The following is a 25,549-nucleotide window of genomic DNA, read 5'->3' on the forward strand; positions in this document are numbered from 1 at the left end:
GCTGTGCGAACGCAGTCCCGCCCTGGCCACGACCACCGAATACGCCCGGCGCCTGGCCGCGATGGTGCGCGAGCGCCGCAGCGAGCACCTGGCCCTCGACGTCTGGCTCGCCGACGTCCGCCTCGACGGACAACGAGAACTGCGCACCCTGGCCGCCGGCATACGGCGCGACCGCGCAGCAGTTCTCGCTGCCCTGACCACCACTTTCACCTCGGGAGCGGTCGAGGGCAACGTCACCAGAATCAAGCTGCTGAAGAGACAGATGTACGGCCGGGCCGACTTTGACCTCCTACGACGCCGCATCCTCCTGTCACCTTGATCAACCAGCTGACACCCCCAAATCAGCGACAGAGCCAGCTTCCGTGCTCGATGACGCTCCGTGGCCTGTATTCGTCCGCGGAGTAATTACCCTGCGGTAGGCGCGGCATGATGGGATCATGCGGAATCGGCCGGTACTCGTTTTTGATGGAGATTGCGGCTTTTGCTCTACGTCGGTGAGGTTCGCTGAGCGACGCCTGCAGCCTTGTTGCGAGACCATTCCTTGGCAGTTCGCGGACTTGGAAGCTCTTGGTGTCACCTCAACGCGAGCCGAGCATGAAGTTCTGTGGGTGACTCCCAGAGGCGTGGTGTATGGAGGTGCCCAGGCTGTTGCTAAGGCACTGCTGAGCGCAGGCGGAGGGTGGGCGCTGGCAGGTGCCTTGCTCATGCTGCCTCCCATGCGGTGGGCTGCCCACGGTGTGTACCGACTCGTCGCAAACAACCGTCATCGCATGCCAGGAGGCACCGCGGCATGCGCACTGCCCAACCGTCGAGCGGTTGGCCTGTAGCCGAAGCTTCCAGCACTGTCAGGACAGCAGGACACGTTTGCGGAGCAGGGCGAAACCTGCACGGCCGAACATCTGGCGCTTGAGGATCTTGATCCAGTTGACATGGCCTTCGACAGGACCTGAGTTCCAGGGCAGGGTGAGGCCGACGACGACGGCATCACGATCGCGGTCGATGCCTGCGGCGAGGGTATGGAGGCTGGGTAGATCGTCCTGTCGGACGGCGTCGAGCCAGTCCGGCAGCCGCTCGCCCTGTCCGCCGGTGAGCATGGTCGCGAAAGAGCAGACGTGCCTGGTGAGCGGGTCGAGTTCCGGGCAGTGAGCCCGGGACGGTCTTGAGCTGGAGTCGGGCGGTCACTGGCTGTGGTGCGGTGCGCTTGTCGTGCAGGTACGCGCGAACGCGCTGGTAGCTGCCCTTGTAGCCGAGCGGGACGATCTCCTCCCACAGCTTCCACCCGTTGGTGCAGCCCTCGTTCCAACGGTCGTCCAGGTGCGGCTTGTAGTCATCGAGGACCGAGGGCCGGTTCTGCCACTGCCGGTGAACAGTTCCTCCACCAGCACGGTGCCGTAGTGGCGGCCCTTGCCGGTGGCGTACTCGTCGACACCAACCACTCGCGGCGCAGGCACCTCCGGCTCAGGCAGCGCGTCGACCAGGCGCAAGACCGTGCTCCGGCTGACGGATACGCCGAGGACGGAAGCCAGCCGGGCGCCAGCTCGTCCAGGTCCCGCACCTGGGGTAGGCGGCGCCGACCGTGGTGCACTGCGCGTCAACGCGCACTATCTCGATATTCACGTCTACCGACAGCACCGCAATGTTCGCGATCGACGGGAACAACAGCTCCCTCAGCTGGAGCACGACCTCTTCCGGGGCCCGGGACGTTCAGCCCAACCACCGTGGAGACGGCTGATGTTCGGGAGACTTCCGAAGGCATCCCGAGAACCCGTTCTCGTGAACATCGACTTCGGCAGCGGCGGGCCGCCTCCGGATGGGCCGTACATCTGATGCCGGGATTCTCGACATTCATGAATGGAACCAGTACGTCCTTGCCTGTAGGCGCTACGGCTGGAACTTGTCGGCCCGGCGGTCGGAAGCCGGTGGGTGCCGGCAGCACGTGAGCCGGGATACGTCGCGGGTCCGCAACGTTAGGTACTCCGGCGGTAGATCGTGATCTTGGCGACCGGACGGCCTGCTGACGGTCGGCGGCTGAAGAAGGGGCGAGGAGATCCACGGGGCCGAGTGCGGGAGCGACGAGACCGCAGCACCGCTTGGGAGATCGGGCGGTGCTGAGGCCGTGTCGGATCCTACGAGATCGCCCGTTGGTTCATCACCCTCGTTGCCCAGCGCGTCCACGACGCGGCCCACCGGCTCCGCTGGTCCCACTGGAGACGCCTCCACCAGGCCCGATCGCAAGCGAGTAACTACCACCGCCAAGCCGCAGCCCAAGCGTGATCACGATCTAGCGCTGGAGTATTAGTACTCCAGCCGGACTTCTGTATTTCTGCTGGTCAACGGCTTGGCGGTGGGGAGTGTAGCGGGGGTGCGGCATGCGTGGGACGCTCTTGGGCAGGTCGTCCCACCAACGTGTGTCCGCGCCGCATGTAGTGACAGCGCGACGAGCAGTCCGTTCTCGTGATCCACGACGTACCAACGAATGCTTGGGATCTGGAACTCGAAGGACTCTTCCTGCGGACCGGAGCCCGCTTCTGCCGGGTGGAGTCCCGGCGGCGGATGCGGGACTACGTCCGAGGGCTGCTCGGCCCGGTCGGCCGAAAGAACAGCTGGCAGCTCGCTGAGTACGCCGGCAATGCCACTCCACACGGCCTGCAGCACCTGCTTTCCCATAGCCGGTGGGACGTTGACGGCCTGCGCGACGACCTCCAGGCATACATCGCAGAACAACTCGGCACACCGAACGGCGTGTTGATCCTCGACGACACCGGCTTCGTGAAGAAGGGCATTACCTCCGCCGGGGTGCAGCGCCAATACTCCGGCACGGCTGGACGGACAGAGAATTGCCAGATCGGGGTATTTGCCGCCTACGCCACCATCCGCGGCCACGCTCTGGTCGACCGCGAGCTCTGCCTGCCCAAGTCCTGGCTGGAGGACCGAAAACGCTGCCAAGCAGCCCGCATCCCCGACGAGCGCATCTTCGCCACCAAGGGCGAACTGGCACGCGACATGATCCTGCGCACTCTGGCCTCCCCGCTCCCCATCACCTGGGTGACGGCGGATTCTGCCTACGGACAGGACTCGCACTTCCGGCGCTTCCTGGAGGACGCCGAGCTTTCCTACGTGCTCGCCGTCCCCAAGTCACAGCAGGTCAACAGCCCGCGCATGCATCGACCATCTCATCGCCCAGGCCCCGCCCGAGGCGTGGCAGCGTGTGTCGGCGGGACCGGGAGCCAAAGGGGAACGGTTCTACGACTGGGCCGCCGCCCGTCTGCCCGCTGTGACCGAGTCCGACGTCGACGAGCCGACACGGCAGAGGTGGGTGCTGGCCCGCCGCAGCATCAGCAGGCCCGACGAGATCGCCTACTACCTCGCCTGCGCTCCACTGGACGCAACCGTCGCCGACCTGGTCCGCGTCGCCGGCTGCCGCTGGAAGATCGAGGAGTGTTTCCAGAGCGCGAAGAACGAGTGCGGCCTGGACCAGTACGAAGTCCGCCGCTACGTGGGCTGGCACCGGCACATCACGCTCGCCATGCTCGCCCACGCGTTCCTCGCGGTGATGGCCGTGCAGGAGCGTGAAAAGGGGGTGCCGAGGCCGACACACCCGACCTTGTGGACCTCACACCAGCCGAGATCCGTCGTCTGCTGGCAACTCAACCCCGCCACCGTCCTGCACGCCGCGAGCATGTGCTGAACTGGTCACGATGGCGCCGTCGTCACCAGGCACGTGCCCGACGCTGTCACTACATGCGGCGCGGGCACACGTTGGTGGGACGACCTGCCCAAGACCGTCCCACGCATGCCGCACCCCCGCTACACTCCCCACCGCCAAGCCGTTGACCAGCAGAAATACAGAAGTCCGGCTGGAGTATTAGGCTCAGGATCCATGATCTTGCTGAGTGATCCCAAGGTGCTCAATATCCCGGTGCAGGACAGCGGCGAACCTCTCGCTGAGATCGCCTCGGTCCCGGTGATTGTGCTGGACCCCCGGGAGCGAGACGAGGCAGGGGCATACGGCCGGGTCCGGATCGGCGTGCTTGAGCGTTTGTGCTCGGCATCGGAGATGCTTCCCGACGGCGTCAGCTTCCTCGTCATAGAAGGGCATCGCAGCAGCATCGAGCAGGCGCGGCGGTTTGCCCTCTACGAGGACCGCCTACGCCGCTCCGGCATCACCGACCCCGTCGACCTGCGGCGCCAGGCCAGCGCCTTCGTCTCCCCGGTCGAAGTGGCGCCACACTGTGCCGGCGCGGCCCTCGATCTGACGCTCGTCGATGCCGATGGCGTCGAGCTGGACATGGGCGGTGCTGTGAACGGCCACCGCACCGGAGACGAGAAGTACTGTCCGCTTGACGCCTCGGGGCTGTCAGACCAAGCACGTCGCAATCGCGACATCCTGGCCAGAGCCATGAGCGGCGCTGGCTTCGTCAACTACCCCACCGAGTGGTGGCACTGGTCTTACGGCGACCGCTACTGGGCACTCATCAGCAAGGCTGGCAGTGCCATCTACGGACCAGCCTGACCAACTCGAACCGCAGGAACGCCAGCAGACAGTCAGACAGTCACCGGCACCCCCTTGGAAACGATCACCTAGGGCGTAGTCCCGCCGCGATCTGGTCCGGGCTTACTCCGAGGGTTCACCCAGGCGCACGGCGAGGGCGGCGATGTCGTCCTCAAGGCGTCCTCCGCTGTATCGGAGGAGGTCCCGGTGGAGAGCCGTGAGTAGCTTCTGAGGCGACGTCGGAAGCTGTCGGCGCATCCAGGCCACCAGTGGGAAGAACTCGCCGTCGCGGGCGCGAGCCTCGGCGACCCCGTCGGTATAGAGAAGCAGCAGGTCGCCAGGGGTGAAGTCGAAGGTGTCGACGTTGTAGTGATCGCCGATCAGCTCGGCGAGGTTGAGCAGTGGCGAGGGCGTGGTGGGCTCAAGGGTGTGGAGTTTGCCGCGGTTCAGGAGCAGCGGCGGGGGGTGTCCGCAGTTGAGGATCTCGATACGACTGCCCCCGTGCGGGATCTCGACGAGAAGGGCGGTGGCAAAGCGCTCCATCGGCACCTCGGGGGGAAACGCGGCGTTGTAACGGGTGCTGCTGGCGTCCAGTCGGCGCGCGACGCTGACCATGTTGGCCTCGCCGTAGGCCGCCTCCCGGAAGCCGTTGACGATCGCCGCGGCCGCTCCCACTGCCGGCAGGCCCTTGCCGCGCACATCACCGATGAGCAGCCTGACCCCGTATCTCGTGTCGACCACCTCGTAGAAGTCCCCGCCGATACGAGCCTCTGCTGCGGCCGCGAGATACAGCGACTCGATCTCGACGCTCCCGAAGCGACGCGGCATAGGACTCAGGACCACCTGCTGCGCCGCGTCGGCGACGAGTCGCACCTGAAAGAGGGTCCGCTCCCGCTGGAGCCGGACATGACTTCCATACGCGGCCGCCACGGTGACCGCGATGATCCCCGCAGCTGTCCACCACGTCCCCAGACCGGGGAACACGATGCTGAGGCCGATCATCAGAAAAAGGCAGACCGTCCCCAGCAGGACGGTCGGGAGCACCGGCCACATAGCTGCGGCGAGGGCCGGTGCTGCGGGCAGGAGGCGGCTGAAGGCCATTTCCGGGGGAGTGGTGTATGCCAGGCTGGCGATGACGACGGTCAGGATGACCGGCGACAGCCGCACAAGCCTCCCCCGGCCGTGGCGACGACGGAGCCGCGGCCGTCCAGACTCGATCACACTTCACAGAATATCTACGCAATGGGAACATAGCGCTCTGACAGATCAGAGTCGGCCGCCTGCCCCGGACCGCCTCGTCGGCTTTGTTGGTGTCGCATCTGTTCCGCGAGACTCCGGCCAACGCCGGTCGTTCGCAACGTGAGGATCGTGCGCCAGTACGTCGCCCTTGCTCGGCATCTGCCGACTACACGGACTGGCCCGCACCCGATAATCCACACCCCATGCAGACAGCCCTCAGCCGACCCTCAGCCGTCATCTATTCCGCATCATCCGGCGATGGGTCGGCGGCGATAACACGACCGTTCCTGCCGTTATGGCCCCTCCTGCCGTTATGGCCCCTCCTACCGTCATAGCCGTTCTCACCGTTTCGCCCCGGCTTACCTGTCGGGCCGGCAGGGCCGGAGGGGCCGGGCGGGCCGGGCACGCCGTGCAGGCCGTGCTCGATGTCCTTCCCCTGGAGGGCGATGCGCCGTGCTTGGAGTCTGTCGATCTGCTGCTGGTGGGCGACGAGCACGGCTGACTGCGCGACGAGCGCGACGGTCAGCACTGCGCCGAGCACAAGGGGGCGCCGCGGGCTACGCAACACCTCGTTTACGCTTCTCACGCTATTCCTCACTCTATGTGACGGCGAAACTGTAAAGAGCGGACTTGGAGGAGGTGGACCGCCGCGTTGAGCGTCTGTGTCAGGGCGACCTCGGACGTCCGAGCCCGCCGATCACTGCGCGGAGGCGCTGAAGCACGTTGCCGGCGAAGCGCAAGCGAGTACGTGGCATCGAACTCGCTGACTCAAGGCGGCACTTCGGCGCGCCGGGGGCTTGGGTGTCGGCCGACACCGCCTCGCCCCCGGTCGAGCAGCGAAGCCTCCCGTGGATGGGTCACCGGGGGTTGCTGTCTGCGACAGCGATTGCACCCATCCGGCGATGCAGGGGTCGAACCCCTTCCAGTGAGTGACGGAGGGGCCGCCCGGAAGGGCACTGCCCCCGCATTCCCGCTGAGGCCGAGGGTCTAGCCGGGGACGACAGCGTCCTTGCCGTCGTGACCGTCCTTGCCGTCCTTCCCGTCCTTCCCGTCCTTCCCGTCTCTCCCGTCGTGACCTGCCGGGCCGACAGGGCCTGCCGGACCGCGGGGGCCGGGGGGACCGGACGGACCGGGAGGGCCGGACTCGAGGTGCTCCTGTTGGTCGATGGGCTGCGTCTGGAGATCGTCGATCTGCGTTTGCTGGGCGAGGAGCACGGCTGACTGCACGACGAGCGCGACGGTCAGCACTGCACCGAGCACAAGGGGACGCCGCGGGTTGCGCAGCGCTTCAATCACGCTTTTCATATGGTTCCTCACGCTAAGTGACGGCGCAAGTATAAAAGATGAAGACTTGAGTGAGGTGGGCCTCTGCACGGAGTGTCTGCCCAGCGCCCTCGAATGGCCCACTTCTATCGATCACCGTACGGAGGCGCTGAGCGCTCACTGGCGAGGAGTGAGCGAGCCCGTGGCGCCGCCGGTACCGACTTCGAGGAGGAAGGCTCGGTAGAGGGCGACTGAAGAGGCAGGTCACCGGGCATGTGTGCCGGTGGCGGGGTGGCGGGGTGGCGGGGTGGCGGGGTGGCGGGGTGGCGGGGTGGCGGGGTGGCGGGGTGGCGGGGTGGCAGGGTGGCGGCGCGTGAGTAACGTCAATGCGCTCGCGCACTGGCTGCGGGCCGGTTGTGCCTGGAGACTGCTGCCGCACGACCTGCAGTACTGGCAGACGGTGTACCACTACTGGCGGCCCGGCCTGTGTCGGCGACCGCGACAGCGCCGCGACGGCGGCTTCCGCTCCGCGTGGGCGGGACTGTCCAGTTCAGGCTCAGTTGAGGTCGAGGTTCTCAGTCAAGAACCGCGAAGTGGTCGGCAGGGCCTCCGTGCCACTCGATCATGAAGAGGGTGGCGTCATCGCTGGTACGCCCGCCTCGTTCGCCCTTCAGCGTGTGGGAGAGTCGGCGCAGGTCCGCTCGTACTCCCTCTGTTGGTTCCTCTCCCAGGCGGTTGACGCAGCGGATGAGGCGGTCCTCACCGAACGGCTCCCCGCCGGCGACGTGCTCCTCGATGATGCCGTCGGTGTAGCACAACACCCGGTCTCCCGGCTGAAGCGTGTGCTGTCTGATCCGAGGCACCTCACCGCCGAAACCGACGGGCAACGTTGTTGCGCTCTCCAGTTGCCGCACGACCTGGCCGTCGCGGATGAGTAGCGGCGCGGGGTGGCCCGCGTTGACCAGCTCCATCTCACCGGTGCTGATGTTCACGTGCATCAGTTGCGCGGTGACGAAGTGGTCGGGCCCGAACTGCCGGGAGATGGCATCGTCCATGAACGCGTACTTCTCGGCCAGACTGATGAACACGCGCCGGGCATGGCGATAGGCGCCGATGGCGATGGTCGCCATCGCGGCGGCGTCCAGGCCGTGGCCCATCGCGTCGATTAGTGCCATGTGCAGGATGTTGTCGTTGAGAGCGTAGTCGAAGCTGTCGCCGGCGACGCGGTAGGCGGGCTCCAGGATTCCGGCGACCTTGACCTGCGGAACGGACATCGTCAGCGGCGGCAGCAGGCTCCACTGGATCTCCGCGGATACGCTCATCGGCTCTCGGCGCCGAGCCAGGAAGAACTGGTCCGTATAGGCGTTCTTGGTGACCAGCACGTCGGCCACCAAGTTGGCGAGCCGACCCAGCAGGCGCCGTTCATCGGCGCCCACAGCGTCCAGTGTCAGGGCCATCACCCCTACCTGGTCGCTCCCGTCCAGCAGAGGCAAGTACATCCGGACGCCGTGGGCCTTCGGCACCTCGACGGCCTCTGCGCGCAGGAAGGCCCGGCCGGCGGGGGAGTCGGCCACCGGCTCGGGCTGGCCGACGTGCAGCTTCCTGCCCGGCAGTGGCACCAGCAGCTCCTGCGCGTAGTCCTGGAGCAGGATGGAGACGTCACGACCTCCGATCCTGGCCACCTCCTGTGCGATCAGCGGCGCGATCAGCTGCGGCGGCATCAGCCGCGCCTGATCCAGCAGCGCGCCGAGCAATCGCTCGCCGAAGCCCTCCGACCGGTCCACGCTCTCCTCGCTCATGGTCCGGTTCGCCACCTCTTCCTGCCACGATTCCGGCCATCGCCTGTGCACAACGTGACCTGGGAAGTACGCCCGGGCGGATCATTACGCCATGCGCGGCATGTCGGCCTATGCGAGCTGACGACCTCTCATCGGGGAAGTGTTCGCGTTGCTCGCCCGACTGGGCTCTCATGTCGGTGAAGAGACAGCCCGGTCGTCCACGAGCTGGAGTCCCGTCACTCACTGCAGCGCGCGTGGTTCGCCCAGCCAGTCATGCGCACGCTCCCGGTCGAAGTGTCGCGTGGCACGGGTACCTGCCCGCTTCCGCCGGCGTGCGGACACGGTCGCCGGCGGGAGCCCTTCACCGGGGGTGCCGTGCGGGATTCGAACCGAACTCGGACCCAGCCGCACATGGGCGGGGCCGTCCCACTTCTCCAGTGGAGGGATGGCCGCGCAGAGCCGTGGGTCGGTGAATGTCCGCTCGCTGTGCACTCCGGCACCGGAGGGACCGCCTCACAGTGCAATGAGGCCCTTGCCGCCGTCGGCAACCGCTGTAGTTTCTGGTGTGCGTCCCAGCACGGGCTGGGCACCGGGGGAAGACTCGGCGGGGGTCGGTTCGTGGTCGCGAGATTGGACCGGCTGCGTGGTTCGACCCGGTCGAGGAACTCGACATCGCATACCTGCTGCTCTGCGCCCGTCACCTCCCCACCGCGTCCTGAACCCTGTCGCAGGAGGCAACACATGAGACTCGCACGCGTACTCGGTCGCGCCGCCGCAGTGGCCGCCCTGACCGCCGTGGCACTGGCCGGCACCGGCTCCGCGCAGGCTGCTACGTACGACGGCCAAGATCCCATCGTGACGGGGTGCAACAGTTCGGCCGTCACCGTGAACTCGGCACCCGTGTACCGCGCTGACGGAACGGAAGTCGGGACGATTCAACTGCGGTACAGCACATCGTGCGGGACCGTGTGGGCGCGACTGGTCTCTCCGATTTCCCATGGGCTCGGCTATGTTGTCCGAAACACAGACGGGGCCTTCGAGGCCTGCGGGAACACGCTGACCTGGAGTTCCTCGCTCAGCGCTTACTCGTGCTACAGCAGGATGCTGAACGATCGCAACGTTACGTCATACGCGTGGGGCCTGGTGGACTCGTCGGCCTGGTGGAGCCAGGTGGCGCGCACAGGCAACTTCTGACCCCCACCGATCGTACGGGAGTCCGCAGCGCACAGAACCACCCGTAGTGATGCCGTTCGAGTAGCAGCGTCCGCCAGTGGGTGACGCTGCTACTCGGCTCAGCTCCTCGGCACGGTGAAGGAGCGCCAAGGCGAAGGTCAGCAAGTCAACTCGGGCAGCGGCCGGCCCAGGCGACGGAGCGAACGCTCGATGTGTCCGGGGAACGTCCAGCGGCCCCAAACCCGGAGCCGCCATCAACGCCGGAGGAGACCGTTCCGTCGCGGACACCTCGGGCAGCAACAACACCTCCATCACGCTCTGCGCGGAGATCGTGGACGTCAACCAGAACGTCGTCCCCGGCAGCCGGAACTGCGCGGTCGTCCCGGGTCCGAGCGGGACCGTGTGGTCCAATCCGGTCAGCCTGGGCCGCGGCACGTACTACGGCGTTTCGTACTTCACCAGCCCGACGTACTACTACGGGGGCGAGACCCCTTGAGCCTCCGTCTCCTGATGGCTTCTCCCACCGGCGCCCGGGGCTGAATCCCTTACGCGTAGCAGCCGTTGACGGTTGCCACGAGGTCGTCCATGGCGTCCTTGATGGCGTTCGGGTCGGCCGTGGCGCCGTTCTCTACGAAGGCGAACACCTTCCACTTGCCGTCCTTGCCCTGAGTCAGACCGCTCAGTGCGATGGCGCCGGTGAGGGTACCGGTCTTCGCGTGCACCTTGCCCACCGCGCACTTGGAGTCGGCGTCGTCGAAGCGGCCGTACTCCGGGCCGAGCGTGCTGCCGGCCTCGCCGGAGACGGGCAGGCCGTCGAGGATGGAGCCGAGGGTGTGCGCGTAGCGGGGCTGCGTCAGGAGTTCGAGGATCTGCGCAAGGGTGGTGGCCGGGATGCGGTCGGCCCGGGACAGGCCGCTGCCGTCGTAGAGTTCGAAGTTGCCGAGCGAAACGCCGTACACCCGGCTCAGCACCCTGCGCACGACCTCAGTGCCACCCTCGAAGGTTGCCGGGCGGCCGGCGCCCAGGGCTGTCATCCGCAGCAGGGTCTCGGCGATGTTGTTATCGCTGTGCTTGAGCATTGTGTGGACGATGTCAGAGAGCGGCGCCGACTTGTGCTGGGCCACCGGAACATCCGTCGGGCGCGCGGTGGCGTGGGTGACGTCGCCGGTGACCATGATGCCGTTTGCGGCGAGTTGCTTGGCGAAGACCTGCCCGGCGTCGATGGAGGTGTCCTGGACGCCGTGCCCGTCGACGACCAGCGCGCGGACCGGGGCCACGGTGTCGGGGTAGTAGCCGTCGTTCCAGCCCTTGGCCAGGGTGGGCTGCGGAAACAGGCTGTCGTCGACGGTGACCTTCACAGCGGTCCGGCCCGCGGCCTTGAGTCCGGCGATCGCGGTCTTCGCCAACTCCGCGAGGTCGGCGGTGGTCAGGGTGCGGTCGCCGCCCCCGACGAGGGTCAGGGTGCCGTGGCCGTAGACGACCTTCGTGGTGAACCGGTGCTGTGGGCCGAGTACGGTCAGGGCCGCGGTCGAAGTGGCGAGCTTGGCGTTGGACGCCGGCATCAGTGCGGTGGAGGCGTTATGGCCCCAGACGGTGGTGTTCGAGGCCGCGTTGAGGACCACGTCGCTCACGTTCGGGCCGAGCCGCTGATCGAGTACCCGTGTCTCCAGGTTCTTGGCCATGTGCTGGTCGTCGGTGTCCAGGTCGTGGGTCTTGGTCGTCGTGCCGACACGCTTTTGGGCGGCGAAGGCGGACGGACCCGCCACGGCGGCGGACGCCACGGGCACGGCCATGGCGAGGACGACGGCCCGGCGCAGGCCCGTTCTCGTGCCACTCTGTCTGGGTTTGCGGTGTCGGCGCCGGGCACCGGGAAGGAAGGTGTTCTCGGGTGTCTTGAGAGTTATGTCGGTCATTGAGGTTCGAAGCTTTCAGGAGTGGGGGCCTTGGACGGCGGAATTCATGGACTGGGTGCCGACCATGTCCGGTCGGGACAGCGCGCGTGCGGGCGGAGGGGCGGCGGCCTCTTGCTTGCTTCGATAGCCTGGCGCTCAACGGCGTGGTACTCGCGCAGCCTTGGACCGGTACGGTCGGCCTGCCCGCGCCACGCTGCCGGTTCGGCGTCAGCGGTTGCCGGTGACCGGCTCGCGCTCGTAGCACACGGAGTCCGGGTCCGCGCTCGCGGCCTGCCAGCCCTTGATCTCCACGCGTGCGCCGGGCTTGATGGCGTCGTACACCCATTTCCCGGCCTGGGGCGCGAGGGCGATGGACCCGGCGCCGGAGTTGTGACCGATGCTGTTGAGACCGGCGGCGGGGTCCAGCGCCCACATCAGCGGCCGCTCGTGGTGCTGGCGGTCGGTGAAGGTGACCACCCACTGCAAGCGGGGCACATACTTGGTGAACTTGTCGGGGGGCAGTGTGATGGCGGGGTACTTGGCGGTGACCGTGACCGCCCTCTCGCCGATCGGGCAGTTTTCCTGCAGCCCGGTGATGGGGAACCTCCGGCCCTTGATGGTCAGTGTGTGGGCGTCGAGGTCGATCGTCACCCGCTGGACGGGCGCCGGGGACGAGGCGGGTGTCGGGGTGTGGGACACGGGCGCCGCAGGGGGTGCGGCCGCCTCGGTGGCGGAGCCGAGGGCGCCGGAGGCGACGGCGCCGGAGGTGACGGCGGTGAGGGCCGCCGCCAGCGCGGTGGTGGAGAGCACAACGCGCTGGCGGCGGCGGCGTTGCGCCCGGCTCCTCGCCTGTGCCCCTGTGGCCGGTGCCGCGCCCTGCGCGGCCAGGCCACGGAGCCGGGCCGACAGCTCTGTCTCGATCAGGGGATGCGGTGGTGGCTGGTCAGACACAGGCTTCCTCCGTGGAGTGGATGTCCTCGCTCAGGTGAGCGGCGAGTGCTGAACGGCCGCGTGACAGACGTGCCTTGACGGTGCCGACGGCCGCATCGGTCTCGGCGGCTATCTGCTCCACACTCAGATCGCACAGGTGATGCAGCACGATCGCGGTTCGCTGGGCCTCCGGCAGGCGCCGCAGAGCGGCGACCAACGCCACATGGTCCGGGTTCGGTTCGGGCACCGGCCGCGGCTCGGACTCGCCCCGGACCAGCTCCCACCAGCGGCGTGCCCTCCGCCAGCGGCTCATCGCCAGACGGTGTGCCACCGTGCGGATCCACGCCTCCGGATCCCGGTCGCCGTCCAGGACGGATGAACGCCGCTCCCAGGCGCGTGCGAACGCCTCCTGGACCACGTCCTGAGCTTCGGCGTAGTCGCCCGTCAGGGCGTACAGCTGGCCGACCAGACGCGGGCAGGCAGCCGCGTAGAAGAGGTCGAACTCATCCTCGGTCACCTTGTCGTGCTCTCTTCTTACGGCGCAGGGCGCGTATGAGGGGCCGGTGCGGCGGGGGCCATGTGGTGGGCGGGGCAGCGGTCATGCGGTCGTGGTGGCGCCGGCGGCGCTGTGCGCGAGCCACTGCTGCCAGGTCAGGTTCCAGTCGCCGTAGCCGTTGCCGGCCGCGACGGTGTCCTTGTTGGCCCCGATGACCGTAATGACATCGCCGACCTGTACCTGGTCGTAGAAGCGCTTGGCAGTGCCGTCGGTGGCGAGGCCGACACAGCCATGGGTGACGTTACGGTGCCCGGCCTCGGTGTCCGCCCGTGGGTTCTGGTGCACGTACGTCCCCGACGTCGTCAGGTGCACGGCCCAGTAGTAGTCGCCGCGGTACTCGTCACCGAGGCCCACAGTGCGGGAGTCCATGAGCACCTTGGGCTGCTTGTCCATGACGATCATCGTCCCGTTCCAGGTGTCCGTTCCCGGCGCCCCGGTGGTGACCGGGATGCGCTGCGTCTTCCCGCCGGTCCGGACGGTCATCTCGTGCGTACTGGCGTCGACCGTGGCGACCAGTGACCGGCCGATGGCGAAGTGGCGGACGCCGTGCGAGCCGAGGCGGAGGGTGATCTTGGTGCCGGGCTGCCAGTAGGTGGTACTCGGGCGGAAGTCGACACGCTGCCCGTCCGGGAGGTTGTGTCCCTTCACCCAGCTCCAGGCGCCGGTCGTGCCGGACGAGGTCTGTACGCGCAGCCAGTTCTCCACGGGCTTGCGATCGGCGGCGGGAACCGGCTGGGGGAAGGTGACGGATATCGGCATGCCCACACCGACCGTCTGCCCGTCGGTTATGTGCACCGTCGCTTGCGCGAGTATGGCGGGCTCTGGCATGGACGGAGCCGGGCGTGCGTGGGATGTCTTGCCCGTGCCGTCATTGTCCCCGCCTTCGGCCTTCGCGCGCGCCGTCGCGGAGGCCCGAGTATCCGGTGCGTCGGCGGCCGTACGAATGCCGGTCCCCGCGTCCGTCGAGCAGCCGACGGCCGAGAGCAGAGCGATGCAGGCCGTGACAGCGGCACCGAGACGGCCGGCGGCGGTCCGACCGGCAGAACGGTCCAAATGCATGAGATTCCCCCGTGTGAGGTGCGGTATCGCCTCTAATACGCACGGGCTCGGAGGCAGGTTGCATCGCAGCACGACCTTTTGCCGGGCAGCTGGACTCGGGAGATGCACGACGTGCTCGCGCACCGTCTGTCCCTGCCTGGTGTGCAGGCTGACGCCCTTGAGGTGCTTGGCTGTCAGGACCCGCAGGGGGGCGCTGTGTCCGTGCCTGCTGGGAGTAGCTTGCGCTCGTCGGGTGTGAACCCGCGGTCAGCGGCGGCGCAGAGGGTGCGGAACCAGTTGTCGGGATTCAGTTCCGTGATGATCTCGGTTCTGGCGAGGTAGGCGTACAGTCGCCCGTCGCGGATCATCCAGTGGTGCACCCTGTCGGGAGCGTCGACGGTGGCGATCTGCCGGTGGTGAGGCAGGTCCCAGATCTGCAGTTCGCCGTTGTCGTTGGTTTTGCTGCCGGCGAGCACGAACAGTGTGTCCGGGGGGCCGAACCCGACGACTTTGGTGATGCCCTTGACGGGCAGCGGCTCGTAGGAGGGACGGCGAGCATTCATGTCCCAGACGGTCACGGTGCCTGTGGTACCGACCACGGCGAGACGCTTGCCAGTGCTGTCGGTCACGAGCGGCTCGTTCACGTGACCCGCGTCGAGATGGGTGCCCACTTGGAACTGGGACAGGAGCCGCCTGCGTGGGAGATCCCACAGCTGTACGGTGCCGTCCGGCATGGCGAGCAGCCATTGGCCGGGGTGCCCGAGCCGCGGGAAGGCACGGCCGTGACTCGCCACGTCCTTGGCCTCCGTGCTGGTGCGGGCGACGGTGAGCTGGGGGGCGGCCATGTGGCCGGTACGCGTGTACCAGCGGGTGAACGCCCCTCCACGCAGCACCACCAACTCGCTGCCTTCGCCCGGCATCATGCCGTCGTACCACATGGATTGCACGCTGGTGGTGTCTTCCTGCCCGGCCAGAGGAGGATCGGGGATGCGCACCTGAAAGCGGCGGGTCAGCTCCGGCACGCTGTACACGGTCAGCGTGTGGCGGGACAGCAGGCCGAGCGACGCGTTGTCACCGCTGAAGGCCAACTGGCTGTCATCGGCGGTTCCGGCTGGCTCCGGTTCGGTGCTCAGCTGTTGGTGTGAGTGCGCATCGATGATCGTCAGCTGCTTGTTGAACCCGCTCGCCCAATAGCGACCGCTCGGGCTGAGCGGCGTCAGCCCTTCGGTCACCGTGTCGGCCGAGGTGATGGCAGTAGGGCTTCCCTCAAGCGTATGCGTGCTGATTTGCGCCGCCCTCAGCCGCATCAGGTCCGGGCCGACGGCTGCGAGCACCACCGGGCGTCCGTCTCGCTGGGGAAGCACGATCAAGTTCGACCCCATCCCTTGAGAGGGGGCGGTGTCTGTGGAAGGGACAGTGGTCTGATAAGCGCGCCCGGTGGCGAGGTCGTTGAGGACGAGCAGCTGATATCGCTCGCCGGTCGCCTCCGATTCAGTGACAAGGAACCGGCCCGTGGCGTCCAACCACTGAGGGTCTTCCACAGCGGTGTTCGGGCAGCTGGTCACCCCGTCGATCTCGCGCCTGACTCCCGAGTCGAGATCCACGACTCTGAGTGTGGGGGAGAAGCCCTTGCCGTACCCGCAGGTCAGCAGCGACTGGCCGCCTCGGACGATGGAGATGGTGTCCTTCTCGGCGATCGCATGCTCCTCCTTGCCGGTGGCGATGTCCACGCGATGAGGGAGGTGCCCATACGTCGTCAGGACCGACTGGGCACCTGGTGCGAAGGCTACCTGGTCCGGTGAGCCTCCCAGGGTCAGGAGCGAACCGCCGGCTGCCACCGGCTGCCTGCGCTTCATGTCCCAGACCCGTATGGCCGGTCCGCGCTTTTGGGCAATATAGCCTTCGGTCCCGTAACGGAATTGCAGCAGTCGACTTCCGTCGCTGGAAAAGGTCAGAACTCCGGTATCGATAACCGACGGCGTTGGCTCCGCGTCGGGCCGCTGAAGGACGGTGGGGCCGCGCCGGCCCGGCACATCCCACAGGCCCACACTGCCGTCCCGCCGAGCCACGGCCAGGGTACGTCCGTCGGGGCTCAGAGCCGTCCAGACGCCGCCCGACCCTTCCGGAACGTGCCAGGGGCGCGGGTGATCGCCGAGCATTCCGGTCCAGACCGTCATGGCTTCTCTGCCGTTGGTCAGCAGGGATATGACGACGACGGTCTGGCCGTCAGCAGACGAATTCCAGTGCTTGAAACCTCCCGGCCACAGGCCGGGCAGAACCTTCTCCGCTGCCCCCGCCGTGAGCTGCTGCTGCAGGAGAGCCGCGTACGCCTCCCCGGTGCTGGGGTCGTTGTGCCAAGCGGCGAGGGCCAGTTGCAGCGCTGTGGCGGGCGCCGCGCCCGCTTGACGCTGTGCCTCCTGCCCGATGAGGCGGGAAGCCTGGGTGCGCAACTGCCGGTGGATGACGTTGTTGCTGCGCAACGTGAGTACCGCCAGGGCGCCCGCTACCAGGGCGAGGGTGATCGCGAAGGCGGTCACCGCCCGCCAGCGCCGGATCCCACGCTGCTCAGCACGGCGGCTGATGACGATGAAGTGACGCTCGGCCGGTGCGAGGTCCTCGCTGCGCGAAGTGAGCCACTCCGCGGCCTGGGCCAGCGCCGCGCCACGCAGCAGGCCGCCCGGGTCCTGGCCGGTCTCGTTCCACTGGCCGATGCGCTCGCGCAGCTGCTCCTGCGACGCTCTGAAGTCCCGGTCTTCCACCAACCAGTCGTGCAATCGCCCCCATTGGCGGATCAGTGCCTCGTGAGCGAGGTCGACAATCCGTTCCTGGGCGGACGCGCCCTGGCTGACCACCACGAGGCGGGTCTCAGCGCTCAGCCGCAGCAGGAGCTGCCACGCCTGCGAGTCGAAAGAGTCTGCAGACGCAGGACGGCGCACGAAGCCACCGCGGTCGTCTGGGCGGGCCAGCTGAGTGAAGGCCCGCCGCGCCACTGGGCGTTCCTGTGGGGTGAGCCGGTTGAACCAGCTGTCTTCGGCGTAGGCCGCCAGCGCCCCGCCCACGCGGCCGATGGCATCGTATGCGGCGTGGGTGAGCATCCCGGCGACCTGGTGCTCAAACAGCCGGGTGAGAGCGAACTCGATGAGCGGCAAGCGCCCCGGCTCCTCACCGGCGTCCGCGACAAGCCGTTCCACCAGGCCGGATTCAAAGACCAACCCTGGTACGGAAGCAGTCGGCTCAGTGATTGCCGTCCTCAACTGTTCACCCTCGAGAGGGGCGATAAGCACGGTCCGCAGTAAGCGTGCCACGTCAGAGGTGAGCAGATCGTCCACGAACTTGGACCGCAGCGTCATGACCACGCGCAGCCCTGAAACCGCCCGAGTCATCACCGCCAGAATGCGCAGCAGTTCCCTCGCAGCCTGGGGTTCACTGACGACGATTTCCTCGAACTGGTCGAGGAACAGCAGGTGCCCGCCTTCGCCTCGCTGTACGTCCCGGCCTTCGACCAACCGCGCCGCGAGAAGGCCCACCTCCTCGCCGGAGAACAGATCAGCGAGCGTACGCGCATGCGTCAGACGCTCGACTTCGTCGAGGCCAGGTTCTAGATGCGGCAGCACCGCCTGTGCCAGCAGTAACTCCGGTCTGACCCCTGGCAACGGACGGAGCCTGGTCACCGTCATGCCGGACGCCTGCAGCCGAGGCAGCACACCCGCCCGTATCAGCGATGACTTGCCGCAGCCTGAAGGTCCGATCACCGCCACCAAGGCCCGTCCGCGGATCGCTGAGACAAGCTCTTCGATGTCGTCGTCTCGGCCTTTGAACACCCCACCATCGCCCTCGCTGAAGGGCTCCAGTCCGCGGTACGGGTTGGGCCACTGCTGCGGCGCCACCTCGCCCAGTGCGGATGCCGGAATGAGGTAGGCCGTGCCGGGGCGGGCGGGCCCGTCCGCGGCTACGGTCATCCCGACAACGCCGTTGAGATCGTCGTCCCAAACCGGCGAGCCGCTGAAGCCGCGCTCGATCCGAGGGGCTCCGGGCACGGTGTCCATCTGAAGCCACCCAAGCCCCTGCGTGCCACGCAGCGAGCCCTGCACCCAGATGCCGTGGTCACGATCGCGAGGGAAGCCCAAAACCCGGAAGGCGTGGTTCCATACATCGCCACCAGCGACGAGAGGTGCCGGAAGGGCCCCCGGCACGGGCTCGACCAGTTCGAGCAGGGCGATGTCGCCACTGTCGTCCGGCCTCACCGGCTCCCAATGGTGCACGCGGGCCGCAACCGCGCCGGCTTCCTCCAGCAGTGGAAAATCGACCCGAACGGCTTCGTCAGGGGCCCTCACCTCCTGCCCCTCAATGCCCAGAGCGTGTGCTACTACATGCGCGCAGGTGCAGACCAGACCGTCACCGACCACGAACCCGGCACCAGCTACCTCACCCGTGACAGAGCGGACTCGCACGACGCTCGCCGCCAGCCGGCCCAGTGCGGGGTTCAATGGCAGCCTCCTGTTGGTTCAGGGTGACCGGTATCTCTGAGTGATGCTCCAGGTTCTCCTTGGACCATTGATCCTTCTTCAGAAGCTGCCGCCGGGTCAGTGCACCGTGTCTCAGCGTACCCAGGAGGTGCGTCAACGGCGTACTATGCGGGCCGAGTTAGCAGTCTGTGCATTTTGAGGCCGGTGGGGGCAGCGGTGACGTCAGTCGGTGACATGCAGCTTGGTGACGGAACGTCGGTGCGAGTGGAACTGGCGGACGGGGAGAGCGGCTTCGACCGTGTCGGACGTGGCCCGGGCGGGTTGGCGCGTTCGTCGGCCGAGACTCTGCAGGAAGCCCTCGACCACATTCGCCCCGCGCTGGACACCATGGCGGGCAGTGTGCGCCAGATGGTTCACCGTCCGGACAAGGTGAGCGTCGAGTTCGGGATCAAGCTTGCGGCTGAGGCGGGCGTGGTCGTCGCCAAGGCCACCAGCGAAGCGAACTTCACCGTGACTCTTGAGTGGAATGGCGCATCGGAGAGCTGACCCTCACTTGGCCGCGTAGTCCGTCGCGACGGCGATGGCCATAGCGCGGCAGATCGGTTCGACGCCGAACCGGTTGCGGTGGGTGTCGATGAAGCGGGTCAGCGTGGCGGTAGGGGTCGAGTCCACCGCTGCGAACACAGCAGTGGTGGACTCGATCAGGCCTCGCTCGGCATCGCCGGACTTCACAGCCTCGCCGTCTCGGAGGCTGGTCAGTCGAGGCAGAACTCGTTGCCCTCGATGTCCTGCATCACGAGGCACGACTCGTTTTCGTCATCGGCAGGCAGTAGTCGCACGCGTTCCGCGCCGAGCGCGACCAGTCGTGCGCATTCGGCCTCAAGCGTGGCCAGGCGCTCTTCACCCACGAGTCCGGTGCCGACCCGCACGTCGAGATGCACCCGATTCTTGACGACCTTGCCTTCGGGAACACGCTGGAAGTACAGTCGCGGGCCCACACCTGAGGGATCACTGCATGCGAACCATGAATCCTGATCCTCAGGAGGTAGCGAGTGATTGAAATCGTCCCAAGTGGCAAACCCCTCCGGCGGCGACGGTACGACGTACCCCAACACCTCGGACCAAAAACGAGCGACGCGCTCAGGTTCTGCGCAGTCGAAGGTGACTTGGAACTGCTTGACCGATGCCATCGGCCCACCGTAGCAGGGGGACTCCGCTGCGAAGTGGTCACCGTACCCGCGGGGTTGGTCCTATGAGGATGGTTGCCTCCATGGTTTCCGTGATGTGTTCCCCGCCCCTGCGGGGAACAGCACTCGCCCACGAGGAGTGTGCGACTGCGCCCGGCGCACACCCGATCGGCCCATCAGACCACCGGCGGCCCGGCGTCGATGCGGCGCAGCACCGGGGCCAGGCGGTCCAGGTCGGGGCCGGTCTGCACCTGTCGCTCGTCCCACCACGTGGCGCCGGCGTCGTGCAGCGGACCGATCAGGTCCCTGGCCTTGGCCGGGGCCGGAGGCGTGGCACCGCCGAGCACGAATTCGAAGGGGCGCTCGGCTCCGGCCGCACGGTGCTTGCGTACGTAGCCGACCAGGTCCCGTACCTCCGCCACGTCCGGCACATGCCCATGCCGGGCCGTCTCGAAGAGCGGCACCGCGCCATCCCACCGCGCTGCCCGCCGCATGGGAGGGCGACGCGGCCAGAACCCGCCGATCCATACCGGCGGGCCGGGCCGCTGCACGGTGGCAGGCAGCAGGGTCACATCCCGGACCTTGTAGTTCTGGCCGTCATGGTTCACCGGTTCGCCGGACCAGAAGCGCGTCAACAGCTCCAGTCCCTCGTCCAGCCTCTCGCCGAGGAGGCGTGGCTCGGCGGCGTCGCCGAAGCTGCGGTATTCGTCCTCGACCGGACCGCCCAGGCCGGCGGCAAAGATCACTCGGCCGTTGCTGAGTTGGTCCAGGGTGGCCACTTGGCGGGCGAGTTGTTGCGGGAGGTAGCGGGGGACCGGCGTTAGCAGGGTGCCCAGGCGGATCCGTGAGGTCGCCAACGCGGCCGCGGTCAGCAGCATCCATGGATCACCGAAAGGACGCCCCTGGTGCTGCCGATGCAGTACGTGGTCCCAGACGAACAGCCCGTCCCAGCCGGCCTGTTCGGCGGCAGCCGCAACGGTCGCGACGTTTCGCGGGTCAGCAAAGTCACCGAAGTTGGGGATGTTGATGGAGAAGCGCATCCCAGCAGGATGCGCGGCTGACCGCGAAGGAGCAATGGGATTCGGATCCAGGCGGCTTCCCGGCAGGCTGCCGAGCCTGCTTCAAGCTCGGCGAGTGGTCCCGTCTGATCTATGCGATCCCCGAGTACCGGGGCCGCGAGGACGCCCGAAGGGCTTCAGCTGGCGGGACTTCCACGATCTGATCGTCCGCTCCCGCATCCGACGCGGCGGCCCGATCGTGTTGGTCTGGGACACCGCCCAGCTCCACCTGGCCGCCGGAATAAGGGCGACATCCGCAACCTCGCCGCGGCCGACCTCCGGGACTGGGCGCAGTCGGGCGGATCGAGGTCGAGCACGATGCCGACCCCCAGCGCGCCGACGTCCGCCAGCAGGCAGGCTGGCAGGACGCAGCCTCCTTGACGGCCTTGTTGCTCTCCTAGCTGGTGTGAAGGATCCGAAAGCGATCGGGTTCCGCTGGATCTCGGTCAACGACTTGGATGGGCGTCCCAGCCCATTGCCAAACGCTGATGCCTGGTGTGCGGGAGAACTGGATTTGCCCGCGGGTGCCTTCGACTGCGACGCGAGGCCAGGATGCGGCAGTGCTCGCCCGGTCCGTGCCGTGAGACCGCAGTACGTCGGCGAGGACGGCGATGGTGTCGTAGCCCTCGAAGGCGACGAAGGAGGGCGCTGCGGCCAGCCGTTCGCGGAGTGCCGTCTCGACTCGTGCACCGAGTGGGCTGAGGCGCTCGGGCAGGTAGCGAAGGAACGGGATCGCGGCGCTGTCGTCGCCGAGCGACGTCGCCCATTCGGCGAACTCCGGTTGCCCGGCCGGAGCACCGATCATCATCTGGGCGAGGCGCTGGTCGCGGCGGACGGACTTGACGATCGACACTGCCGGCTCCGGGTGGCCGACCAGAAGGAGGAGGGCTGTCGCGCGATTGTCGACGAGTGCGTCACACAGGGCCGTGGGGGCGAGCGCGCCCATGTCGAGTTGGATGACGCTGCCGCCGCGTGGAGCGAGGTAGTCCTGCAGGATGCGGGCCCCAGCTGCCCAGTAGACACTCGGCTGGGCAGCTACGGCTATTCGTCTGTGGCCCGCGTTGAGGAGGAAGTCTGCGTAGAGCTGCCAGCCGCGGGACTGCGGCGGGGAGAGGCGCGCGACCCATTCCGTCGGCTGTTCGGTGAGCCCGTCGAGAACCGCTGACGAGCAGAGGTACGGAAGGCCGAGGGCGTCAGCCCTGGTGGCAACGGCGCGAGCGACGACGCTGTGATATTCCCCCGCCAAGGCGGCCACGCCCAGGCGAGCCAGTTCGTCTACGGCCGCCGCGGCCCTCTGGGGATCAGCAGCGGTGTCTCGGACCACCAGCTCGAGTGGTCTTCCGCCGATCCCGCCGGCGTCGTTGACGTCGCGAACGGCCAGTTCAAGTCCAGCGAGCAAGTGTTGGCCCGCCTCGACCCAGCCAGGCCGAGTCAGCGGAACGAGAGCGCCGATCTGGACGGATGGTCCGTCAGCCGGCTTCGCTCCAGGTGGCGGTGGTGGCGTATTCATGCGTGGGCGTCTTCCGTGTGACGATTGGGGTGCAGGTTGTCCGGATCGCAGAGTGAACGTCCTGGTCAGTCGGCAGAGGACGTTGATGTGGGGGACAAGGACGGTCACCTCGGCAAGTCAAGGTCATCCGGACGGGCAGCTTACCCACGCACAAGCCCGCGATCCAGGCCTTGTTCCACCTGATCCAGACGCCGGTCTCCCGTCGATTACTGGTCGGATTACGGGGGCTCATCAGGCTGCCCCGCTTGAGGAGTACGTCTTCACGATCGCAGGTCGCCGCCACACAGAACGCGAACGGATTCCCCGTCCCACACGGGTGGGGCCCGCAAGACTGACATCACGAGTGCAAGTTCAGTAGCTTGTTGCGTGCCCCGCTGGCCGCCCTTTTCAGACGCCCTCTGGTTCCCAGGCCATCGGGCCCGGGAACCAGGGGGTATGGCGAAAATACCTACCGGTTTCTTCGTTGCAGTGACCAGCCGGTCGCAGCAACGAAGATGAAATCCCTGCTGAAGGTAGAACTCACCATCTTTTCCCGGTGGTCAGGAAACAGAAAGCTACCCGACAGGGATCCGTGCCCGATAGCCTCCGGCGCAAGGCCGAAGGCTGTGGCGTCTATGAAGCGAAAAGCCGCCAATTCTGGCTTGCACTTCCGTTGCAGTCCCTGATGACGGCCTGGCTGTAGCTTCCCGCCATGTCCAGGCACTGCCCCTCGAACAAGGCGTTCTCGAAGATGATGCGGCCCCCGGGACGCCGTTCCTTGTACCAGCGCTGCCCGAACTGCACAGCAGTGCAGTCCTGCAGCATGAGAGCCCCGTGCGAGCCGGAAGGAGCCACGCACTTTCCGCTCTGGGCGCCCACAATGGCCACGGTCTCATCCGGCTGATCGGCCAAAGACCATCTCTGGTTGATCCCCCCGTTGGCAGCCCAGGTGACAACCGGAGTCCCGCTGATGGTGCCGAACCCGTAGGCGTCGAGAACCTGCTGAGGGCTGGAGTCGTTCGACAGGACACTGTACCCGCTATCCGACTGCGCACCCGGGCGATTTTCTTGAGCATGTGCGGCAGGGGCACCGAGAGCCAAAAGGCCCAGCACACCAGCACTGGCCACCGCGAGCGGAACGTTCAGGAACCTCATGGAGCAACTCCTCGAAGATCGAACCGAAGGGAATTGCTGAGCATCGAGATACTCTCCTCGCCGGACCAGAACCGCAAGAGGCAGACCAACTCCTTCCAGTCAAAAAACGGCCCACCGGCCGGAAGTGCCCTCCCTGCCGGCCCCATTCACAGCCCCATTCATTGAAAACGCGACTCGCTCGCACGGCAACCACCCGAAATGGCGTCGCTCCATCTGTGCAAATAGTTGACGGATGCATCAGGCTAAAGGGTGTTGCAGAAGGGCGTGGGCAGGACATCTCCCTGGAATGGCCGGGGTGTTACGTGCTGCGCGGGTGTGAGGGCAAGGCGTTCACCGGGCTGCAGGTGACGCATTTCGCGCCTGTGTTGAAGGTGGTGCGGGAGCGGCGTGGCAATGGCACTCTTCAGGGTCGGCCGGTCGGCCGTGGCCCTTGCCGCTGGCCGGGCGAGTGCTGATGGTCGCGGTGTAACGGTTTGCTGTGTCATCCAGCGGCTGGGACCGCTGCTCACACATGCACAACCTGGCCCTCGCGTCATGAGCAGACAACCGGGTTCACGGGCTCTGACCTGCCAGGGCAGAGCCTTGTGCAACATCCTTGGGTACATGGCGGACAGCTCGTCGATCGGGCCAAGGAGGCCAGGGAGTTCGTCGTCCTGCCCCGCCGCTGGATGGTCGAGCGCTTGATGGCCTGGGCAGGCCAGCCGGCGTCCCGCGAAGCCCAACGGGACGGATTGTTCACACGTAGTCCGGGCCACCGGGGCGAAGTCCTGCTGGAGCGTCAGGCGCTCCCTGGCCTGGTCCGCCTCTGGTACGACAGCGAGCAGACGCCGAGGGACACCCCGATCGAGAAGAAGTTGAGAAACCCCACGACGAACACCAGTGGTGACATCCCCGCGGTGTTCACCTTCGCAAGCCCACCGGTCACGATGACCGCTAGGCCGAGACTGCCGTAGGGCCCGAGGGTCAGCGCGGCGGCCCAGCCGAATGCCAACGGGAGCCATCGCGGCACCCCGCGGCCCCGGAGAATGGGCATCCAGCGCGGGAAGACCTGGCCCCATGGCCGGGTGAGGGCGCCGAGCAAAGTGATGGCCAGAACGATGCCGACGGCGGTGAAGTCGATGCCGTGCCGCTCCAGCCACACGAGCACCCGGGGAGCCCCGTTCCTGGCGAACTCGTCGGCGAGGTTCATCCCAGCCGGTTTGCCCGCCGTCCCACCCCACGCCCAGTAGACCTTCATCGCCACATAGGGGAAGGCTCCAGCAGCTCCCGCAACTGCCGTCCATACGACGGCCCGTGAAGGGCTGCGATAGAGCGTGCCGCAGTCAAGTGATCGCCTCATGCGGTCATCCTGCCGAGACTGCCGCATGGGAGGCATCCACCCACAGCACAGTGCTCGCCTCCCCTCAGCGGGGGAGGCGAGCACGCCTGACGCCGGCGTGTGTGTTGCGTGACGTCAGCGTGTTGTACCCGTCAGTGTGACCTGCTGTCCCGGAGGTTTCAGGTCTGGGGGCTTTCAGCGTGGGTGCAGTAGTTTCAGCAGCCTTTCCCGGTGCTCGGTGCCTTCAGGGGTGAGGTTCAGCTGCTTTGCCCGGCGGTCGGTGGGGTGGGGGCGCCGTTCGATCAGCTGCTGACTCTCGAGTTTGTCGATCACGACGGTGGCGTTCGACGGTTCGCAGCTCATCCGCCCGGCCAGCTCGCTCATGGTCATCGGACCCGGCGCCGTGGCTCCGGTTCCCCCGCGCGGGTGGCGGTGACGGCTGCTCGTCATCGGTCGCATTTCGAGTCGCGGGCGAGTGTGGTGGCCTCTGATACGGCCGCTCTGGTGGAGGCGCT

The 25,549-nt window shown here is 67.2% G+C and carries 22 protein-coding genes and 5 pseudogenes; 10 read left to right on the plus strand and 17 right to left on the minus strand.

Going from position 1 to position 25,549, the window contains the following annotated elements; all coding sequences use genetic code 11:
- The first annotated feature begins 1 nt into the window (after position 1).
- Positions 2–319 carry a transposase gene (locus AB0L75_RS39250; protein ID WP_365191023.1) on the plus strand — a complete coding sequence of 106 codons (318 nt, stop codon included), beginning with the start codon at positions 2–4 and terminating at the stop codon, positions 317–319.
- A 118-nt stretch (positions 320–437) separates the two neighbouring features.
- A complete protein-coding gene (locus AB0L75_RS39255) occupies positions 438–827 on the plus strand; it encodes a DUF393 domain-containing protein (RefSeq protein WP_365190989.1) in 390 nt (129 codons plus the stop codon).
- An 18-nt stretch (positions 828–845) separates the two neighbouring features.
- Here AB0L75_RS39255 and AB0L75_RS39260 read toward each other — a convergent pair whose 3' ends face one another.
- Positions 846–1,094: a transposase gene (locus AB0L75_RS39260; protein ID WP_365190991.1), complete on the minus strand. Its 249-nt coding sequence runs from the start codon at positions 1,092–1,094 to the stop codon at positions 846–848.
- 1,036 nt (positions 1,095–2,130) lie between these two features.
- Here AB0L75_RS39260 and AB0L75_RS39265 point away from each other — a divergent pair.
- The 3 genes and pseudogenes from AB0L75_RS39265 to AB0L75_RS39275 form a co-directional block, all read left to right on the plus strand.
- A pseudogene (locus tag AB0L75_RS39265) lies at positions 2,131–2,274 on the plus strand (IS701 family transposase); the annotation flags it as partial.
- A gap of 213 nt (positions 2,275–2,487) precedes the next feature.
- Positions 2,488–3,688, plus strand: a pseudogene (locus AB0L75_RS39270) (IS701 family transposase).
- A gap of 192 nt (positions 3,689–3,880) precedes the next feature.
- Positions 3,881–4,513 (plus strand): M15 family metallopeptidase, encoded by a 633-nt coding sequence (locus tag AB0L75_RS39275; protein WP_365190993.1) that lies wholly within the window; start codon positions 3,881–3,883, stop codon positions 4,511–4,513.
- A gap of 102 nt (positions 4,514–4,615) precedes the next feature.
- Here the strand turns inward: AB0L75_RS39275 and AB0L75_RS39280 are convergent, their stop codons facing one another.
- The 3 genes from AB0L75_RS39280 to AB0L75_RS39290 form a co-directional block, all read right to left on the minus strand.
- Entirely contained in the window at positions 4,616–5,659 is a 1,044-nt protein-coding gene (locus AB0L75_RS39280; protein ID WP_365190994.1) for a PP2C family protein-serine/threonine phosphatase, read from the minus strand.
- Between the two features lie 310 nt (positions 5,660–5,969).
- Positions 5,970–6,260, minus strand: a complete 291-nt coding sequence (locus AB0L75_RS39285) for a hypothetical protein (protein ID WP_365190996.1) — start codon at positions 6,258–6,260, stop codon at positions 5,970–5,972.
- A gap of 458 nt (positions 6,261–6,718) precedes the next feature.
- Positions 6,719–7,027, minus strand: a complete 309-nt coding sequence (locus AB0L75_RS39290; RefSeq protein ID WP_365190997.1) for a hypothetical protein — start codon at positions 7,025–7,027, stop codon at positions 6,719–6,721.
- 349 nt (positions 7,028–7,376) lie between these two features.
- On the opposite strand from AB0L75_RS39290, the pseudogene AB0L75_RS39295 reads away from it, so the two are divergent.
- Positions 7,377–7,469, plus strand: a pseudogene (locus AB0L75_RS39295) (IS5/IS1182 family transposase); the annotation flags it as partial.
- A gap of 100 nt (positions 7,470–7,569) precedes the next feature.
- On the opposite strand, the gene AB0L75_RS39300 reads toward AB0L75_RS39295, so the two are convergent.
- Positions 7,570–8,793 (minus strand): GAF domain-containing SpoIIE family protein phosphatase, encoded by a 1,224-nt coding sequence (locus AB0L75_RS39300; RefSeq protein WP_365190999.1) that lies wholly within the window; start codon positions 8,791–8,793, stop codon positions 7,570–7,572.
- Positions 8,794–9,513: 720 nt separating this feature from the next.
- On the opposite strand from AB0L75_RS39300, the gene AB0L75_RS39305 reads away from it, so the two are divergent.
- Positions 9,514–9,966 (plus strand): DUF2690 domain-containing protein, encoded by a 453-nt coding sequence (locus tag AB0L75_RS39305; RefSeq protein ID WP_365191001.1) that lies wholly within the window; start codon positions 9,514–9,516, stop codon positions 9,964–9,966.
- A gap of 310 nt (positions 9,967–10,276) precedes the next feature.
- The gene (locus AB0L75_RS39310) at positions 10,277–10,441 is read left to right on the plus strand and encodes a hypothetical protein (protein WP_365191003.1); all 165 of its coding nucleotides are present in this window, start codon (positions 10,277–10,279) and stop codon (positions 10,439–10,441) included.
- A 49-nt stretch (positions 10,442–10,490) separates the two neighbouring features.
- On the opposite strand, the gene dacB is transcribed toward AB0L75_RS39310, so the two are convergent.
- The 5 genes from dacB to AB0L75_RS39335 form a co-directional block, all read right to left on the minus strand.
- Entirely contained in the window at positions 10,491–11,858 is a 1,368-nt protein-coding gene (gene dacB / locus AB0L75_RS39315; RefSeq protein ID WP_365191004.1) for a D-alanyl-D-alanine carboxypeptidase/D-alanyl-D-alanine-endopeptidase, read from the minus strand.
- 207 nt (positions 11,859–12,065) lie between these two features.
- Complete coding sequence (locus AB0L75_RS39320) at positions 12,066–12,788, minus strand: hypothetical protein (protein ID WP_365191006.1); 723 nt, start codon at positions 12,786–12,788, stop codon at positions 12,066–12,068.
- Positions 12,781–13,284: a SigE family RNA polymerase sigma factor gene (locus AB0L75_RS39325; protein WP_365191007.1), complete on the minus strand. Its 504-nt coding sequence runs from the start codon at positions 13,282–13,284 to the stop codon at positions 12,781–12,783. The genes AB0L75_RS39320 and AB0L75_RS39325 overlap by 8 nt, the downstream gene beginning before the upstream one ends.
- A gap of 81 nt (positions 13,285–13,365) precedes the next feature.
- Complete coding sequence (locus tag AB0L75_RS39330; RefSeq protein WP_365191009.1) at positions 13,366–14,382, minus strand: L,D-transpeptidase; 1,017 nt, start codon at positions 14,380–14,382, stop codon at positions 13,366–13,368.
- A 173-nt stretch (positions 14,383–14,555) separates the two neighbouring features.
- On the minus strand, positions 14,556–18,848 hold the full coding sequence (locus tag AB0L75_RS39335; protein WP_365191010.1) for a trypsin-like peptidase domain-containing protein: 4,293 nt from the start codon (positions 18,846–18,848) through the stop codon (positions 14,556–14,558).
- A 213-nt stretch (positions 18,849–19,061) separates the two neighbouring features.
- On the opposite strand from AB0L75_RS39335, the gene AB0L75_RS39340 reads away from it, so the two are divergent.
- Entirely contained in the window at positions 19,062–19,373 is a 312-nt protein-coding gene (locus AB0L75_RS39340; protein WP_365191011.1) for a CU044_2847 family protein, read from the plus strand.
- 3 nt (positions 19,374–19,376) lie between these two features.
- On the opposite strand, the gene AB0L75_RS39345 is transcribed toward AB0L75_RS39340, so the two are convergent.
- The 5 genes from AB0L75_RS39345 to AB0L75_RS39365 all read right to left on the minus strand — a co-directional run bounded on the left by AB0L75_RS39345 (position 19,377) and on the right by AB0L75_RS39365 (position 23,716).
- The gene (locus tag AB0L75_RS39345; RefSeq protein ID WP_365191013.1) at positions 19,377–19,559 is read right to left on the minus strand and encodes a hypothetical protein; all 183 of its coding nucleotides are present in this window, start codon (positions 19,557–19,559) and stop codon (positions 19,377–19,379) included.
- 23 nt (positions 19,560–19,582) lie between these two features.
- A complete protein-coding gene (locus tag AB0L75_RS39350; RefSeq protein ID WP_365191015.1) occupies positions 19,583–20,017 on the minus strand; it encodes a VOC family protein in 435 nt (144 codons plus the stop codon).
- A gap of 173 nt (positions 20,018–20,190) precedes the next feature.
- Complete coding sequence (locus AB0L75_RS39355) at positions 20,191–21,054, minus strand: LLM class flavin-dependent oxidoreductase (RefSeq protein ID WP_365191016.1); 864 nt, start codon at positions 21,052–21,054, stop codon at positions 20,191–20,193.
- A gap of 415 nt (positions 21,055–21,469) precedes the next feature.
- Positions 21,470–22,582, minus strand: a complete 1,113-nt coding sequence (locus AB0L75_RS39360; protein WP_365191018.1) for an ABC transporter substrate-binding protein — start codon at positions 22,580–22,582, stop codon at positions 21,470–21,472.
- Between the two features lie 612 nt (positions 22,583–23,194).
- Positions 23,195–23,716, minus strand: coding sequence for an RICIN domain-containing protein (locus AB0L75_RS39365; protein ID WP_365191019.1), 522 nt, complete (start codon positions 23,714–23,716; stop codon positions 23,195–23,197).
- A 286-nt stretch (positions 23,717–24,002) separates the two neighbouring features.
- Between AB0L75_RS39365 and AB0L75_RS39370 the strand changes: the two are divergent.
- Positions 24,003–24,182 (plus strand): annotated as a pseudogene (locus AB0L75_RS39370) (IS5/IS1182 family transposase); the annotation flags it as partial.
- Between the two features lie 312 nt (positions 24,183–24,494).
- Here the strand turns inward: AB0L75_RS39370 and AB0L75_RS39375 are convergent.
- Both AB0L75_RS39375 and AB0L75_RS39380 read right to left on the minus strand, forming a co-directional pair.
- Positions 24,495–25,055, minus strand: coding sequence for a hypothetical protein (locus tag AB0L75_RS39375; RefSeq protein ID WP_365191020.1), 561 nt, complete (start codon positions 25,053–25,055; stop codon positions 24,495–24,497).
- A 186-nt stretch (positions 25,056–25,241) separates the two neighbouring features.
- A pseudogene (locus tag AB0L75_RS39380) lies at positions 25,242–25,430 on the minus strand (MarR family transcriptional regulator); the annotation flags it as partial.
- Between the last annotated feature and the right edge of the window lie 119 nt (positions 25,431–25,549).

This window comes from Streptomyces sp. NPDC052101 (assembly GCF_040680235.1).
Classification (GTDB): Bacteria; Actinomycetota; Actinomycetes; order Streptomycetales; family Streptomycetaceae; genus Streptomyces.